Source organism: Streptomyces laurentii, assembly GCF_040635425.1.
Taxonomy (GTDB): domain Bacteria; phylum Actinomycetota; class Actinomycetes; order Streptomycetales; family Streptomycetaceae; genus Streptomyces; species Streptomyces laurentii.
Map to the genome: position 1 here is coordinate 1 of NZ_JBEYHT010000103.1, position 14,358 is coordinate 14,358.

Annotated in this window: 15 protein-coding genes and 2 pseudogenes; 13 read left to right on the plus strand and 4 right to left on the minus strand. The window is 71.5% G+C overall.

Annotated features, from left to right (window positions below; genetic code table 11):
• Positions 1 to 69: 69 nt before the first annotated feature.
• From ABZ693_RS35045 to ABZ693_RS35085, 9 genes are all read left to right on the plus strand, one after another.
• Complete coding sequence (locus ABZ693_RS35045; RefSeq protein ID WP_359885539.1) at positions 70 to 840, plus strand: DUF72 domain-containing protein; 771 nt, start codon at positions 70 to 72, stop codon at positions 838 to 840.
• Positions 841 to 989: 149 nt separating this feature from the next.
• Complete coding sequence (locus ABZ693_RS35050) at positions 990 to 1,796, plus strand: helix-turn-helix transcriptional regulator (RefSeq protein WP_359885540.1); 807 nt, start codon at positions 990 to 992, stop codon at positions 1,794 to 1,796.
• A complete protein-coding gene (gene sufB, locus ABZ693_RS35055; protein ID WP_359885541.1) occupies positions 1,793 to 3,208 on the plus strand; it encodes a Fe-S cluster assembly protein SufB in 1,416 nt (471 codons plus the stop codon). The genes ABZ693_RS35050 and sufB overlap by 4 nt, the downstream gene beginning before the upstream one ends.
• Before the next feature lie 93 nt (positions 3,209 to 3,301).
• Complete coding sequence (gene sufD, locus ABZ693_RS35060) at positions 3,302 to 4,483, plus strand: Fe-S cluster assembly protein SufD (RefSeq protein WP_359885542.1); 1,182 nt, start codon at positions 3,302 to 3,304, stop codon at positions 4,481 to 4,483.
• On the plus strand, positions 4,483 to 4,800 hold the full coding sequence (locus tag ABZ693_RS35065) for a non-heme iron oxygenase ferredoxin subunit (RefSeq protein WP_359885543.1): 318 nt from the start codon (positions 4,483 to 4,485) through the stop codon (positions 4,798 to 4,800). Before sufD ends, ABZ693_RS35065 begins: the two co-directional genes overlap by 1 nt.
• Positions 4,801 to 4,807: 7 nt before the next feature.
• On the plus strand, positions 4,808 to 5,572 hold the full coding sequence (gene sufC / locus ABZ693_RS35070; RefSeq protein ID WP_359885544.1) for a Fe-S cluster assembly ATPase SufC: 765 nt from the start codon (positions 4,808 to 4,810) through the stop codon (positions 5,570 to 5,572).
• The gene (locus tag ABZ693_RS35075; RefSeq protein WP_359885545.1) at positions 5,569 to 6,837 is read left to right on the plus strand and encodes a cysteine desulfurase; all 1,269 of its coding nucleotides are present in this window, start codon (positions 5,569 to 5,571) and stop codon (positions 6,835 to 6,837) included. The genes sufC and ABZ693_RS35075 overlap by 4 nt, the downstream gene beginning before the upstream one ends.
• 12 nt (positions 6,838 to 6,849) lie before the next feature.
• Entirely contained in the window at positions 6,850 to 7,323 is a 474-nt protein-coding gene (sufU, locus tag ABZ693_RS35080) for a Fe-S cluster assembly sulfur transfer protein SufU (RefSeq protein ID WP_359885546.1), read from the plus strand.
• A complete protein-coding gene (locus ABZ693_RS35085; RefSeq protein WP_359885547.1) occupies positions 7,320 to 7,658 on the plus strand; it encodes a metal-sulfur cluster assembly factor in 339 nt (112 codons plus the stop codon). Before sufU ends, ABZ693_RS35085 begins: the two co-directional genes overlap by 4 nt.
• 92 nt (positions 7,659 to 7,750) lie before the next feature.
• Here ABZ693_RS35085 and ABZ693_RS35090 read toward each other — a convergent pair whose 3' ends face one another.
• The gene (locus ABZ693_RS35090) at positions 7,751 to 8,833 is read right to left on the minus strand and encodes a DUF7847 domain-containing protein (RefSeq protein WP_359885548.1); all 1,083 of its coding nucleotides are present in this window, start codon (positions 8,831 to 8,833) and stop codon (positions 7,751 to 7,753) included.
• 72 nt (positions 8,834 to 8,905) lie between these two features.
• On the opposite strand from ABZ693_RS35090, the gene ABZ693_RS35095 reads away from it, so the two are divergent.
• The 3 genes and pseudogenes from ABZ693_RS35095 to dapD all read left to right on the plus strand — a co-directional run bounded on the left by ABZ693_RS35095 (position 8,906) and on the right by dapD (position 10,896).
• A complete protein-coding gene (locus ABZ693_RS35095; RefSeq protein WP_359885549.1) occupies positions 8,906 to 9,226 on the plus strand; it encodes a DMT family transporter in 321 nt (106 codons plus the stop codon).
• Positions 9,226 to 9,768: pseudogene (locus ABZ693_RS35100) on the plus strand (TetR/AcrR family transcriptional regulator); the annotation flags it as partial. The gene ABZ693_RS35095 and the pseudogene ABZ693_RS35100, both read left to right, overlap by 1 nt.
• A 144-nt stretch (positions 9,769 to 9,912) precedes the next feature.
• The gene (gene dapD, locus ABZ693_RS35105; RefSeq protein WP_359885553.1) at positions 9,913 to 10,896 is read left to right on the plus strand and encodes a 2,3,4,5-tetrahydropyridine-2,6-dicarboxylate N-succinyltransferase; all 984 of its coding nucleotides are present in this window, start codon (positions 9,913 to 9,915) and stop codon (positions 10,894 to 10,896) included.
• A gap of 230 nt (positions 10,897 to 11,126) precedes the next feature.
• Here dapD and ABZ693_RS35110 read toward each other — a convergent pair.
• The 3 genes and pseudogenes from ABZ693_RS35110 to ABZ693_RS35120 form a co-directional block, all read right to left on the minus strand.
• Positions 11,127 to 11,366: pseudogene (locus tag ABZ693_RS35110) on the minus strand (outer membrane protein assembly factor BamB family protein); the annotation flags it as partial.
• Complete coding sequence (locus tag ABZ693_RS35115; RefSeq protein ID WP_359885550.1) at positions 11,279 to 11,740, minus strand: hypothetical protein; 462 nt, start codon at positions 11,738 to 11,740, stop codon at positions 11,279 to 11,281. The gene ABZ693_RS35115 and the pseudogene ABZ693_RS35110, both read right to left, overlap by 88 nt.
• A gap of 224 nt (positions 11,741 to 11,964) precedes the next feature.
• The gene (locus ABZ693_RS35120; protein ID WP_359885551.1) at positions 11,965 to 12,459 is read right to left on the minus strand and encodes a GNAT family N-acetyltransferase; all 495 of its coding nucleotides are present in this window, start codon (positions 12,457 to 12,459) and stop codon (positions 11,965 to 11,967) included.
• A 253-nt stretch (positions 12,460 to 12,712) separates the two neighbouring features.
• Here ABZ693_RS35120 and ABZ693_RS35125 point away from each other — a divergent pair, with 253 nt between their 5' ends.
• On the plus strand, positions 12,713 to 14,236 hold the full coding sequence (locus ABZ693_RS35125; protein ID WP_359885552.1) for a hypothetical protein: 1,524 nt from the start codon (positions 12,713 to 12,715) through the stop codon (positions 14,234 to 14,236).
• Positions 14,237 to 14,358: the final 122 nt, after the last annotated feature.

Genomic DNA, 14,358 nt, shown 5'->3' on the forward strand with positions numbered 1-14,358 from the left:
GGCCCGGCGCCGTTCCCACGGCCCGAGCCCGGGGCGGATGAGCCGCGCGGACCGGGGCACCCGCCCCGTATGACGGTCTTCGCCGGCACCTGCGGCTGGCAGTACCCGGACTGGCGGGGCGTGCTCTATCCCGAGGGCGTGCCGCAGCGCGCCTGGCTGGAGGAGTACGCGCGCCGGTTCGCCGCCGTCGAGAACGACAACGCCTTCTACCGGCTGCCCGAGCGGGAGACCTTCGCGCGCTGGCGGGACCGCACACCCGACGGCTTCGTCATGGCGGTCAAGGCCAGTCGCTACCTCACCCACCTCAAGCGGCTCAAGGACCCGGAGGAACCGGTCGCCCGGCTGATGGACCGCGCGGCGGGGCTCGGCGGACGGCTCGGCCCGGTGCTGCTCCAGCTGCCGCCGACCCTGCGCGCCGATCCCGGGCTGCTCGCCGCGGCCCTCGATCCCTTCCCCGCCGGGACCCGGGTGGCGGTCGAGTTCCGCCACCCCTCGTGGTGGACGGACGCCACCGAGGGCGTGCTCGCCGCGCACGGCGCGGCGCTGTGCTGGGCGGACGTCGGCTCACGGCCCGTGACCCCGCCGTGGCGCACCGCCGACTGGGGGTATCTGCGGCTGCACGAGGGCCGGGCCCGGCCGTTTCCCTCGTACGGCCGACAGGCGCTCGCGAGCTGGGCGGACCGGATCGCGGACACCTGGGGGGACGCGTACGAGGTCTACGTATTCCTCAACAACGACGCGGGCGGCGCGGCCGTCCGGGACGCCCGCGCCTTCGCGCGCGTGGCGGCCGCGCGGGGGCTCCCGGTCGCGGCGCCGGAGGAGGCGGGCGAGGAGACGTAACCCCTGTTCAGCCTGGTCAACGTCGTGGCGAGGCCGCCTCCGATGATCGTTTCCGCAGGTCAGGTAAGGCTTGCCTGCGTGATGCACGGCACCGGCGGCCGGCGGGACCTCGCTTGTCAGCCCGAGATTAATTACGCAACAATGGCGTTGTGAAAAACGTCGGAGAGGCTCCCGCGGAGGAACTCGCGACCGGAGAGCGTTCCACGCGCAACCGGGTCGCGCGCTCCATCCTGGACCACGGGCCCTCGACGGTCGCCGATCTGGCCCAGCGGCTCGGCCTCACCCAGGCCGCGGTCCGCCGCCACCTCGACTCGCTCGTCGGCGACAACGTCGTGGAGGCCCGTGAGAAGCGTGTCTACGGGGCCCGTACCCGAGGCCGCCCCGCCAAGGTCTTCGCGCTCACCGACGGCGGCCGGGACGCCTTCGACCAGTCGTACGACAAACTGGCCGTCGAGGCGCTGCGCTGGATCGAGCGCAACGCCGGCGGGGAAGCGGCCGTCGCCGCCTTCGCCCGCGACCGGATCGAGGCGCAGGCCGAGGCGTACCGGGCGGCCGTCGAGTCCGCCGGTCCCGCGCGGCGCACCGAGGCACTGGCCAAGGCGCTGAGCGCCGACGGGTACGCTGCCACGGCACGTCACGCGCCGGTCGGCGAGCAGCTCTGCCAGCATCACTGCCCGGTCGTCCACGTCGCCGAGCAGTACCCGCAGCTGTGCGAGGCGGAGACGGAGATCTTCTCCCGCCTCCTCGGGACCCACGTCCAGCGCCTGGCCACCATCGCGCACGGCGACGGCGTCTGTACGACGTTCATCCCGGACGTCCCGCAGGGCGCCGAGGCCGACGGCGACGCCCCGGACAGCGGCGGCGACGGCGACCCACCGGGCGCGTGCGCATCCGACACACCACAGACCGCATCATCGACAGCATCCGCCAGCAAGGCCGGGAGGAACCCCGCATGACCACCGAGATCAGCCACCCCGAGCTCGAGGGCCTGGGTCGGTACGAGTACGGCTGGGCCGACTCGGACGCGGCGGGTGCCACCGCCCAGCGCGGTCTCTCCGAGGACGTCGTCCGCGACATCTCCGCGAAGAAGAACGAGCCCGAGTGGATGCTGAAGCTTCGGCTCAAGGGGCTCAAGCTCTTCGGCAAGAAGCCCATGCCGACCTGGGGCTCCGACCTGTCGGGCATCGACTTCGACAACATCAAGTACTTCGTGCGGTCCACCGAGAAGCAGGCCGAGTCCTGGGAGGACCTGCCGGAGGACATCAAGAACACGTACGACAAGCTCGGCATCCCGGAGGCGGAGAAGCAGCGCCTCGTCGCCGGTGTCGCCGCCCAGTACGAGTCCGAGGTCGTCTACCACCAGATCCGCGAGGACCTGGAGGAGCAGGGCGTCATCTTCGTCGACACCGACACCGCGCTGAAGGAGCACGAGGAACTCTTCAAGGAGTACTTCGGCACCATCATCCCGGTCGGCGACAACAAGTTCGCCTCCCTGAACACGGCCGTGTGGTCCGGCGGCTCGTTCATCTACGTGCCGAAGGGCGTGCACGTCGAGATCCCGCTCCAGGCCTACTTCCGTATCAACACGGAGAACATGGGCCAGTTCGAGCGGACGCTGATCGTCGTCGACGAGGACGCCTACGTCCACTACGTCGAGGGCTGCACCGCCCCGATCTACTCCTCCGACTCGCTGCACAGCGCCGTCGTCGAGATCATCGTCAAGAAGGGCGGCCGCTGCCGCTACACGACCATCCAGAACTGGTCGAACAACGTCTACAACCTGGTGACCAAGCGCGCCGTCGCCTACGAGGGCGCCACCATGGAGTGGGTCGACGGCAACATCGGCTCCAAGGTCACCATGAAGTACCCGGCCGTCTACCTGATGGGCGAGCACGCCAAGGGCGAGACCCTGTCCATCGCCTTCGCGGGCGAGGGCCAGCACCAGGACGCCGGCGCCAAGATGGTCCACATGGCCCCGAACACCTCCTCCAGCATCGTCTCCAAGTCGGTGGCGCGAGGCGGCGGCCGCACCTCCTACCGCGGTCTCATCGAGATCGGCGAGGGTGCCCCGGGCGCCAAGTCCAACGTGCTGTGCGACGCCCTCCTCGTCGACACCATCTCCCGCTCCGACACGTACCCCTACGTGGACGTGCGCGAGGACGACGTCACGATGGGCCACGAGGCCACCGTCTCCAAGGTCTCCGAGGACCAGCTCTTCTACCTGATGCAGCGCGGCATGACCGAGCAGGAGGCCATGGCGATGATCGTCCGCGGCTTCGTCGAGCCGATCGCCAAGGAGCTGCCGATGGAGTACGCGCTGGAGCTGAACCGGCTGATCGAGCTGCAGATGGAAGGCGCGGTCGGCTAAGACCGCCCGCCGGGCGCCGCCCCGCGCGCGCCCGGCCCGTCCCGTACGCAGCGAACGATTCTTTTGACGCAGGAAGAGAGCACTACGACAGCCATGGCTGAGGCTCAGAACATCCCCGCGGGCTCCACCACCGCGGGCTCGATCGCGGTGGCCGCCGAGTCCACCGTCGCCACCCGCATGAGCGCCCCGCCGTCCTTCGACGTCGCGGACTTCCCCGTGCCGCACGGCCGCGAGGAGGAGTGGCGCTTCACCCCGCTGGAGCGGCTGCGCGGTCTGCACGACGGCACCGCCACCGCCACCGGCGAGGGCGTGCACGTCGAGATCACGGCCCCCGAGGGCGTCACCGTGGAGACCGTCGGCCGGGACGACGCCCGCCTCGGCAAGGCCGGCAAGCCGGTCGACCGGGTCGCCGCCCAGGCGTACTCCTCCTTCGAGAAGGCGTCGGTCATCACCGTCGCCAAGGAGGCCGTGCTCACCGAGCCGATCCGCGTCACCGTCCGCGGCCAGGGCGGCGTCGCCTTCGGCCACCAGGTCGTCGAGGTCGGCGCCTTCGCCGAGGCCGTCCTCGTCCTCGACCACACCGGCGACGGTGTCCTCGCCGCCAACGTCGACTACGTGCTCGGCGACGGCGCCAAGCTCACCGTCGTCTCCGTCCAGGACTGGGACGACACCGCCGTCCACGTCGCCCAGCACAACGCCCTCGTCGGCCGTGACGCGACCTTCAAGTCCGTCGTCGTGACCTTCGGCGGCGACGTGGTCCGGCTGCACCCGCGCGTCGAGTACACCGCGCCCGGCGGCGACGCCGAGCTGTTCGGCCTGTACTTCACCGACGCCGGCCAGCACCAGGAGCACCGCCTCCTGGTCGACCACAACACCCCGCACTGCCGCTCCAACGTGGCCTACAAGGGCGCGCTGCAGGGCCAGGACGCCCACGCGGTGTGGATCGGCGACGTCCTCATCCAGGCCAAGGCCGAGGGCACCGACACCTACGAGCTCAACCGGAACCTCGTCCTCACCGACGGCGCCCGGGTCGATTCGGTCCCGAACCTGGAGATCGAGACGGGCGAGATCGCCGGCGCCGGCCACGCCTCCGCCACCGGCCGCTTCGACGACGAGCAGCTCTTCTACCTGATGGCCCGCGGCATCCCGGAGACCGAGGCCCGCCGCCTCGTCGTCCGCGGCTTCTTCGCCGAGCTGGTCCAGCAGATCGGCGTCCCGGACGTCGAGGAGCGCCTGATCGCCAAGATCGAGGCCGAGCTGGAGGCGTCCGTCTGATGGCCTTCGTCCGCGTCTGCGCACTGAGCGAGCTGAGCGAGGACACCCCGAAGCGGGTGGAGATCGACGGTACGCCGGTGTCCCTCGTGCAGACCGGGGGAGAGGTGTTCGCGATCTACGACATCTGCTCGCACGCGAACGTCTCGCTCTCCGAGGGCGAGGTGGAGGACTGCCAGATCGAGTGCTGGCTGCACGGCTCCGCCTTCGACCTCCGTACCGGCAAGCCGTCCGGCCTTCCCGCGACGCGCCCCGTCCCCGTATACCCCGTAAAGATCGAAGGGGACGATGTGCTCGTCTCCGTCACCCAGGAGTCCTGAGTCACCCATGGCAACGCTTGAAATCCACGACCTGCACGTCTCCGTCGAGGCCGAGAACGGTCCGCGTGAGATCCTCAAGGGTGTCGACCTGACCATCAAGCAGGGCGAGACCCACGCCGTCATGGGCCCCAACGGCTCCGGCAAGTCGACCCTGGCGTACTCGCTGGCCGGCCACCCGAAGTACACGATCACCGGCGGCACCGTCACCCTCGACGGCGAGGACGTTCTCGCGATGTCGGTCGACGAGCGCGCCCGCGCGGGTGTCTTCCTCGCCATGCAGTACCCGGTCGAGGTCCCCGGTGTCTCGGTCTCCAACTTCCTGCGCACCTCCGCCACCGCCGTCCGCGGCGAGGCCCCCAAGCTGCGGCTGTGGGTCAAGGAGGTCAAGGAGGCCATGGCGAAGCTCCAGATGGACCCGGCGTTCGCCGAGCGCAACGTCAACGAGGGCTTCTCCGGCGGCGAGAAGAAGCGCCACGAGATCCTCCAGCTCGAACTGCTCAAGCCGAAGATCGCGATCCTCGACGAGACCGACTCCGGCCTCGACGTCGACGCCCTGCGCATCGTGTCCGAGGGCGTCAACCGCGTCCGCGAGGGGGGCGAGGTCGGCACCCTGCTGATCACGCACTACACGCGGATCCTCCGCTACATCAAGCCCGACTTCGTGCACGTCTTCGCGAACGGCCGCATCGTCGAGTCCGGCGGCGCCGAGCTCGCGGACCAGCTGGAGAACGAGGGCTACGACAAGTACGTGAAGGGTGGCGCATCCGCGTGACTTCCGCCCATCAGGGGCTGACCGGGCTCCTCGACACCGAGGCGATCCGCAAGGACTTCCCGCTTCTCGACCGGCTGGTCCACGACGACAAGAAGATCGTGTACCTGGACTCCGCGGCCACGTCGCAGAAGCCGCGCCAGGTCCTCGACGCGCTCAACGCCTACTACGAGCGGCACAACGCCAACGTCCACCGCGGTGTCTACACGGTCGCCGAGGAGGCCACCGCGCTGTACGAGGGCGCCCGCGACAAGGTCGCCGCCTTCATCAACGCGCCGAGCCGCGACGAGGTGATCTTCACCAAGAACGCCTCCGAGTCGCTCAACCTCGTGGCCAACATGCTCGGCTGGGCCGACGAGCCCTACCGGGTCGACCACGAGACCGAGATCGTCATCACGGAGATGGAGCACCACTCCAACATCGTGCCGTGGCAGCTGCTCGCACAGCGCACCGGCGCGAAGCTGAAGTGGTTCGGGCTCACCGACGAGGGCCGGCTCGACCTGTCCGACATCGACGAGCTGATCACCGAGAAGACCAAGGTGGTGTCCTTCACCCTGGTCTCCAACCTGCTCGGCACCGTGAACCCGGTCGAGGCCATCGTCCGGCGCGCCCAGGAGGTCGGTGCGCTCGTCTGCGTCGACGCCTCCCAGGCCGCCCCGCACATGGTCCTCGACGTGCAGGCGCTGCAGGCCGACTTCGTGGCCTTCACCGGCCACAAGATGTGCGGCCCGACCGGCATCGGCGTGCTGTGGGGCCGCCAGGAGCTGCTCGAGGACCTGCCGCCGTTCCTCGGCGGCGGCGAGATGATCGAGACCGTCTCGATGCACTCCTCGACGTACGCCCCGGCGCCGCACAAGTTCGAGGCGGGTACGCCCCCGATCGCCCAGGCCGTCGGCCTCGGCGCGGCCGTGGACTACCTGTCGGCGATCGGCATGGAGAACATCGCGCGCCACGAGCACGCGATCACCGAGTACGCCGTCCGCCGCCTCCTGGAGGTCCCGGACCTGCGGATCATCGGCCCGGCCACGGCCGAGGACCGGGGCGCCGCGATCTCCTTCACGCTCGGCGACATCCACCCGCACGACGTGGGCCAGGTCCTCGACGAGCAGGGCATCGCGGTCCGGGTCGGCCACCACTGCGCCCGTCCGGTCTGCCTGCGCTACGGAATTCCGGCGACGACGCGGGCGTCGTTCTATCTGTACTCCACCCCGGCCGAGGTCGACGCCCTGGTCGAGGGTCTGGAGCACGTCCGTAACTTCTTCGGATAGGGCGGCTGACCTGTGAAGCTGGATTCGATGTACCAGGACGTCATCCTGGACCACTACAAGCACCCGCACGGGCGGGGCTTGCGGGACGGCGACGCCGAGGTGCACCACGTCAACCCGACCTGTGGTGACGAGATCACGCTGCGCGTGAAGTACGACGGCGAGCGCATCGCGGACGTGTCGTACGAGGGCCAGGGCTGCTCCATCAGCCAGGCCTCGGCGTCCGTCCTCAACGAACTGCTCGTCGGCAAGGAGCTGGCCGAGGCGCGGAAGATCCAGGGCACCTTCCTGGAACTGATGCAGTCCAAGGGCCAGGTCGAGCCGGACGACGCGATGGAGGAGATCCTGGAGGACGCGGTCGCGTTCGCCGGTGTCTCCAAGTACCCGGCCCGGGTGAAGTGCGCGCTGCTCAGCTGGATGGCGTGGAAGGACGCGACCGCCCAGGCACTGGGCGGGGACGACCAGAAGTCTGTGAGGAAGTCGGCATGACCGAGAACGCCGAGGCCACCCTGAAGCCGGCCTCCGAAGAAGAGATCCGCGAGGCGCTGTACGACGTCGTCGACCCCGAGCTGGGCATCGATGTCGTCAACCTCGGACTGATCTACGGCATCCACGTCGACGACTCCAACGTCGCGACGCTGGACATGACCCTGACGTCGGCGGCCTGCCCGCTGACCGATGTGATCGAGGACCAGGCGAAGGCCGCGACCGACGGCATCGTCAACGAGCTGAAGATCAACTGGGTCTGGATGCCCCCGTGGGGCCCGGACAAGATCACGGACGACGGCCGCGAGCAGCTCCGCGCGCTCGGCTTCAACGTCTGATCCGTCCGCCGAACGGACGACGAGGGCCCCTGGGAACCGGATGGTTTCCAGGGGCCCTCGTCGTATTCATGCCGCTGTCGGGCGTACGGCGCTCACGCGTCCGGAGCTCCGGCGGGGGCCGGGCCCGCGCTCTGGGCGAGCATCGGGGCCAGGTTCTCCTTGCGGATGCGCTGGTCGATGTAGAGCAGGGAGACCACCAGCGGCTGGAGCGGGGCCAGCAGGATCTGGACGACGAGCCCCACGGCCCCGGCGGTCAGCATCACGCCCCACAGGGTCGAGAAGGACGCCCGCATGTTCTCGTGGTCCCCGCTGGCGAGGCTGGTCATCGGGACCATGGCCAGGATCGAGACGAACTCCTGGACCATCCCGCCGACGACACCGACGATCAGACCGATCAGGACCACACAGCCGAAGATCCGCCACCAGGAGCCGCGGACCAGATGGGCGGAGCGGCGCAGTGCGGCCATCGGGCCCTGGTTCTCGATGACGGCGGCGGCCGGTGCCAGGCTGAACTTCACCCAGAGCCACAGGGCGAGGGGGAAGGTGGCCAGGGCGAACAGGACGGACAGGATGGCCGTGACGGCGGAGGCCGTCCCGCTGTCGTCGGGATTCACGACGACCTGCACCATCGTGAGCACGAAGGCCAGGATCAGCAGGAGCCCGGGGAGAACGGCGGCCAGGGTCGACAGGACGACCGAGCCGATCACCGCGCCGAGCCGTGACCAGGCGCGGCGCAGGACGGTGCCGAAGCGGGCCGGCCGGCCGAGGACGGCGTCCTGGATCACGGCCGGGACGGCCGCGTTGATCAGGGCGGTGGCGACGAGCATCCCGAGCATCCCGAGCAGCCAGACCGAGCCGAAGGCGACGAGCAGGGCCTGGAAGTCGGCGAAGCCGGGGTTCGCGTCGTCGGGCAGGGCGTCCAGCCGCTCCAGGTTGTCGATGACGCTGCCGTAGACGGCCAGGAGCGCTCCGCCGACGAGGACCCCGGCGCCTCCGTAGGCGATCGCCGCGATGCCGAGGAGCGGCTTCCAGTAACGGCCGTAGGCGCTGAAGGCGCCGCCGAGGAGGTCACCGACCCGCAGCGGCGCCAGGGGTATGACGCCGGGCTTCGGAGGCGGGGGAGGCGGCGGATAGCCGTATCCGTACGGATGCGGGGGTCCCGGGGGGTATGTCATGCGCACACCGTAGCGGGCACCCGGACGGAGCAGCGCCCGGGAGGGATGTGTACGCCCGTACACTCGCCTGTCATGGGATACGGACTGCTCGCCGGAGCGATCGCCGCGGAGATCCTCGCGACCACGTCGATGAAGTACAGCGACGGCTTCTCGAAGCTCTGGCCCTCGCTCGTCACCGGCGTCGGGTACGTCGTCGCCTTCGCCCTCCTCGCCCAGGCGCTCAAGACGCTCCAGGTCGGCACCGCCTACGCGATCTGGTCCGGCGTCGGCACCGCCGCCGTCGCCGTCATAGGTTTTCTCTTCCTCGGCGAGAGCCTCGGCCCCGCCAAGATCGCCGGCCTCGTCCTGATCATCGCCGGGGTCGCCGTCCTCAACCTGGGCGGCGCGCACTGATGGCACGCCCCCGCCGCCACGACCCCGGCCGGCGCGACCGGATCGTCGACGCCGCCCTGCGCGTCGCCGGCCGGTCTGGGCTCGCCGGACTGAGCCACCGCACCGTGGCCGCCGAGGCCGACGTGCCGCTCGGCTCCACCACGTACCACTTCGCCTCCCTCGACGAACTCCTCGTCGCCGCCCTGCGCGAGGCCAACGACACCTTCGGGCGCGCCCTGCGAGAGAGCCCCGGGATCGCCGACCCGGCGAGCGACCTCGCCGCCGTCCTCGCCCGGCTCATGGGGGAGTGGCTGGGCGGCGAACGGCGGGGCGTGGAGCTGGAGTACGAGCTCTATCTCGCCGCCCTGCGCCGCCCCGCGCTGCGCCCGGTCGCCGCCGAATGGGCCGAGGACGTGAGCCGGGTCCTCGCCGCGCGGACCGACCCGGCGACCGCCCGCGGCGTGGTCGCCCTGATGGACGGCATCTGCCTGCAGGTGCTGCTCACGGACGGGCGGTACGACGAGGCGTACGCGCGCGAGCTGCTGGCCCGGGTGCTGGACGGCGGGCGGTGCGGGGTGGCCGGTACGGGGGTTGGTCAGGCGGCCGGCGCGGCGGGCGGTTCGCAGGCCGGTCCGGCGGGCCGGTTCGTCGGCCGACACCCGAGACCGGTTGGCCCGCGCGGGCCCTCGACCGTTAGGTTTTCCGTCATGACCACTGCTCCTCGCACCACCGGCGCCGTCGCCGCCGGCCTCGCCACCCTCGCCGGCGACGGCACCGTTCTCGACACCTGGTTCCCCGCCCCCGAGCTGACCGACACCCCCGGCCCGGCCGGCACCGAGCGGCTGAGCGCCGACGCGGCCGTGAACGCGCTCGGCGAGGGCGCCGCCAAGGCCCTCGGCGTGGACGCCCGCCGCGGTGTCGAGGTGGTCGCCGTCCGCACCGTCATCGCCTCCCTCGACGACAAGCCGCTCGACGCCCACGACGCGTACCTGCGCCTGCACCTGCTGAGCCACCGTCTGGTGAAGCCGCACGGCCAGAGCCTGGACGGCGTCTTCGGCCTGCTCGCCAACGTCGCCTGGACCTCGCTCGGTCCCGTCGCCGTCGACGACCTGGAGAAGGTGCGCCTCAACGCCCGCGCCGAGGGCCTGCACCTGTCGGTCACCTCGGTCGACAAGTTCCCCCGCATGACCGACTACGTGGCCCCCGCCGGCGTCCGCATCGCCGACGCCGACCGGGTCCGCCTCGGCGCCCACCTCGCCGCCGGCACCACCGTCATGCACGAGGGCTTCGTCAACTTCAACGCCGGCACCCTCGGCACCTCGATGGTCGAGGGCCGGATCTCCGCCGGTGTCGTCGTCGGCGACGGCTCCGACATCGGCGGCGGCGCCTCCACCATGGGCACCCTGTCCGGCGGCGGCAACGTCGTCATCTCCATCGGCGAGCGCTGCCTGATCGGCGCCGAGGCGGGCGTCGGCATCGCGCTCGGCGACGAGTGCGTCGTCGAGGCCGGTCTGTACGTCACCGCCGGCACCCAGGTCACGCTGCCCGACGGCCAGATCGTCAAGGCCCGCGAGCTGTCCGGCGCCTCGAACATCCTCTTCCGCCGCAACTCGGTCACCGGCGCCGTCGAGGCCCGCCCGAACAACGCGGTGTGGGGCGGCCTCAACGAGGTCCTGCACAGCCACAACTGACGAAGGCCGGCCCGCGCGGGGAGATCCCCGCGCGGGCCGGACCCTCGCCGACGCGTTTCCCGGCCGCTCTCCCGCCGTGGCCGGTTCACACGGCCGGGAGGGCGGTCAGCCGCTTTCCGTGCGTACAGCACCCCGTCGATCACCTCGGGGTCGCGGAACCGCGGGAAGTCCCCGGCCTTCAGCGTCCAGCGCTCCGCGCCGTCCGCCACCGCGAAGGCCCGCAGCCGCTCGGCGTCCGTGACGATCACCAGGCCCTCGTGCACGGCGATCCGGCGGCTGTTGAAGCTGCCGATCTTCCGCGTCCAGCGCTGTCGGCCGGTCGCGGTGTCGCGGACCGTCAGATTTTTGCGGTAGTCCGTGTAGACGAGATACGGGCCGTCGGTCACGGCCGTGATGCCGTACTCCTCGGTGCCCAGGTCGCGCTGCTCCTGCCAGACCGCCTTCCCGGTGCCCGTGTCGATGGCCGCGATAGGACGTAGCCGTGCCGGTCGTCGGCGGCGATCGGCCGGGGCTGGGTGAACCGGCCGCCGCCGAGGCGGCTGCGCCCGGTCTCCTTGCCGGTGGACGGGTCGAGACCGACGACATCCCCGTCGTACTGGGCGGACGCGAGGTACAGGGTGCCGCCGCTGACCAGCAGGTTCGCGCCCGGTACGGCGACGCCCGTACGGCGCCGGCGGTCCTTGCCGGTGACCAGGTCCCGGCCGATCAGGGGATCGCCCGACACCAGGACCACGCCCCCGGCGACGGCGAGCGCGGTCAGCTGGTTGGTGAGGCCCTTTACGGGCAGCCGGAACCGGGTCCGGAGCCGGAGCCGGCCGACGGCTGCTCGGGGCCGCAGCCCCACGCGCCGGCACCGAGGGCGAGGAGGCCGAGCCCCGTACCCGCGAGCCGCAGCATCCCCCGGCGCGTCGGTTCCTGTCCTGCGTGGCACGTCACGGCCTGGCCTCCCGGGCGTCCTGTCGTACGGCTCGGATACGCGTACGACCTGCGAAAACGCGATCAGGCCAGCCAGGGATCGAGCAGGCATGAGCGGGCGTGTCCAACAGGGACGATGCCGTGAAACATCCGTCACACGGCATCAGATCCGTCACACCCCCGGCGGGTGGCTCGGAGGGCGAGCTTGAAGCCGTCGTGGCTGCGGGCGAAGCCCAGCGAGGCGTAGAAGCGGTGGGCGTCGGTCCGGCTCTTGTTGCTGGTGAGCTGGACGAGCGCGCAGCCGCGGGCGCGCGCCCGCTCCGCCGCGCCCGTCATCAGGGCGCGGCCGAGGCCGCCGCCGCGCCGGTCGGCCCGGATCCGGACCGCCTCGATCAGGGCCCGCTCGGCGCCGCCCTTGCCGAGGCCCGGGATGTACGTGGCCTGGAGGCAGCCGAGGACGAGCGCGCCGGGCTCCGCCGACTCGACGAGGACGAGCAGCTCGTTGCGGGCGTCGGCCTCGATGTCCGCGAACGCCCGCTCGTAGGCGGGGGTGACGGTCACCGAGGCCGGGTCCACCACCCGCTCCTCGTCGGCGAGGAGCGCGAGGACGGCGGGGAGGTCGGCACGGGTGGCGGGGCGCAAGATCACACCCGGAGTTTCGCACGCCTGTATGTGTGGTCCCTCGGGAGTGGCGGCGCGGTCCTCATGGTGCGGCGCGATCGTGCGCGTCCGCGTGGAGCGCGTCCCGCTGTCAAGATCTCGTAGGTGGTCGACGCGTGTACGAAGGCTGACGGGGCCGTGAACCGGCGGAGCGTCCCCCGAATGCGTCTAGGCTGAGAGGCGCTGGAGCCGGATGCTCGCAGCACGAATCGTCACCCCCCGCCGAGGAGAACACCCCACGATGGCACCGGACCACCCGATCCTTCCCCCCGTTCGGCTGCGCTCGGACGCGGAGCTGGCCCGGGACGCCCTGGCCGCTCCCCTCCTCACCCGCGCCGTCCGGCTCGCCCGCTGGGCCGGCCCCGAGACCCGGGTCGGCGCGGGCGGCGAACTCGTCGACGCGCAGTTGCCCGCCGCCGCCGAGGCGCTCGGTCTCGCGGACGACGAGGACGGTCAGGCCGAGGCGAGCGAGGCCTGGCGGGTCGCCGTCGACGCGGGCCTGGTCGAGATCCACGACCCCGAGGACGCGGCCGGGAACGCGGACGAGGGCGCGGCCGGCGACGAGGAGGCCGTGGACGCCGAGGGCACCGTCAGCCTCGGCGAGAACCTGGCCCTGCTGACCGGCGGCACCCCGCAGGACGTGCTCGCCGTCTGGCTGGAGGGCTTCGCGACCGTCTTCGACGACGCCGCGGCGCCGTACCTCGACGACCTCGACGCGTTGGTCGGCCCGGACGGCGAGATCGACTTCGAGGCTCTGGACTGGGACCCGGAGGCCGAGGCGGAGTTCCTGGAGGGCGTGCTCGGCAACCTCTACCTGCTGACCGTCTCCGAGGGCGGCTCCGGCGACGGCCCGGTGCCGCTGCCCGCGCTCGCCGCGTCGATGGTGATCCCCGACGACATGGGCGAGCCCACCGACGACGTCCTGGAGCAGGTCTCCGACGCGATGATGCGGCTCGACGAGCAGTTCCGGATCCTGGAGCCCATCGGTCTCGTCGAGTACCAGCCCGTCGACGAGGCCCTGATGGTGGAGGAAGGCGAACACGACGCGGCGGACGCCGCGGGACGCGCGCGGGACGGCGAGCCGTCCGCGCCGCTCGACGAGGAGGACGTCAGCCGGTACGGCATGGTCCGGCTCACCCCGCTCGGCCTCTACGGCATCCGCGCCCGGATGCTCGACGCCGGCCTGTCCGCCCCGGCCGTCGGCGACCTCGCCGAGAAGGGCGCGGACGCCCTGCTGGACGGCGTCGTCTCCTACCCGCAGGAGGCCGCCCGCGCCGAGATCGCCGGCTGGCTCGCCACCCGCGAGGTGCCCGCCGCGGCCCGCGACCTGCTCGCCGCCGCCCGGGGCAGCGAGCCCGGCGCCCCGCTGCGCCGGCTGCACGCTCAGCAGGCCCTGTCCCTCGTCGGCGCCGAGGCCGAGCCGGTCGTACGGGAGGTCCTGGACGACCCCGAACTCGGCGGTCTGGCCCGGGTCTGGCTCGCCGAGCGCGGCGCGGCCGACATCCCCGCGCCGCCCGAGTCGATGATCTTCTGGCTGGCCATCGACACCATCGCCGCCCACCTGGACGCCGAGGGCGAGCTGGACGAACTCCAGGACCTCATCGAGGGTCTGACGGGCCGCCACGGCGGCTTCTTCGACCAGGCGTGGCGGGTCGACCACCCGTCCACGGCCGAGGTCCTGGAGGCGATGGGCCGGCTGCACCGCGACAAGCCCTCCGCGAAGGAGGCCCGTAAGGCCGCCTTCAAGGCGCGCTCGCGCCGCTGACGGTCGTACGACCACCCTGTCGGCCCCCGCCCTGCGTCTGGGCCGCGAGACCACCCGCGAGGAGGTCCTGGAGTACCTGCGCGACGTCTCGCTGCACTCGCCGCTGAAGCGCCAGATCGACT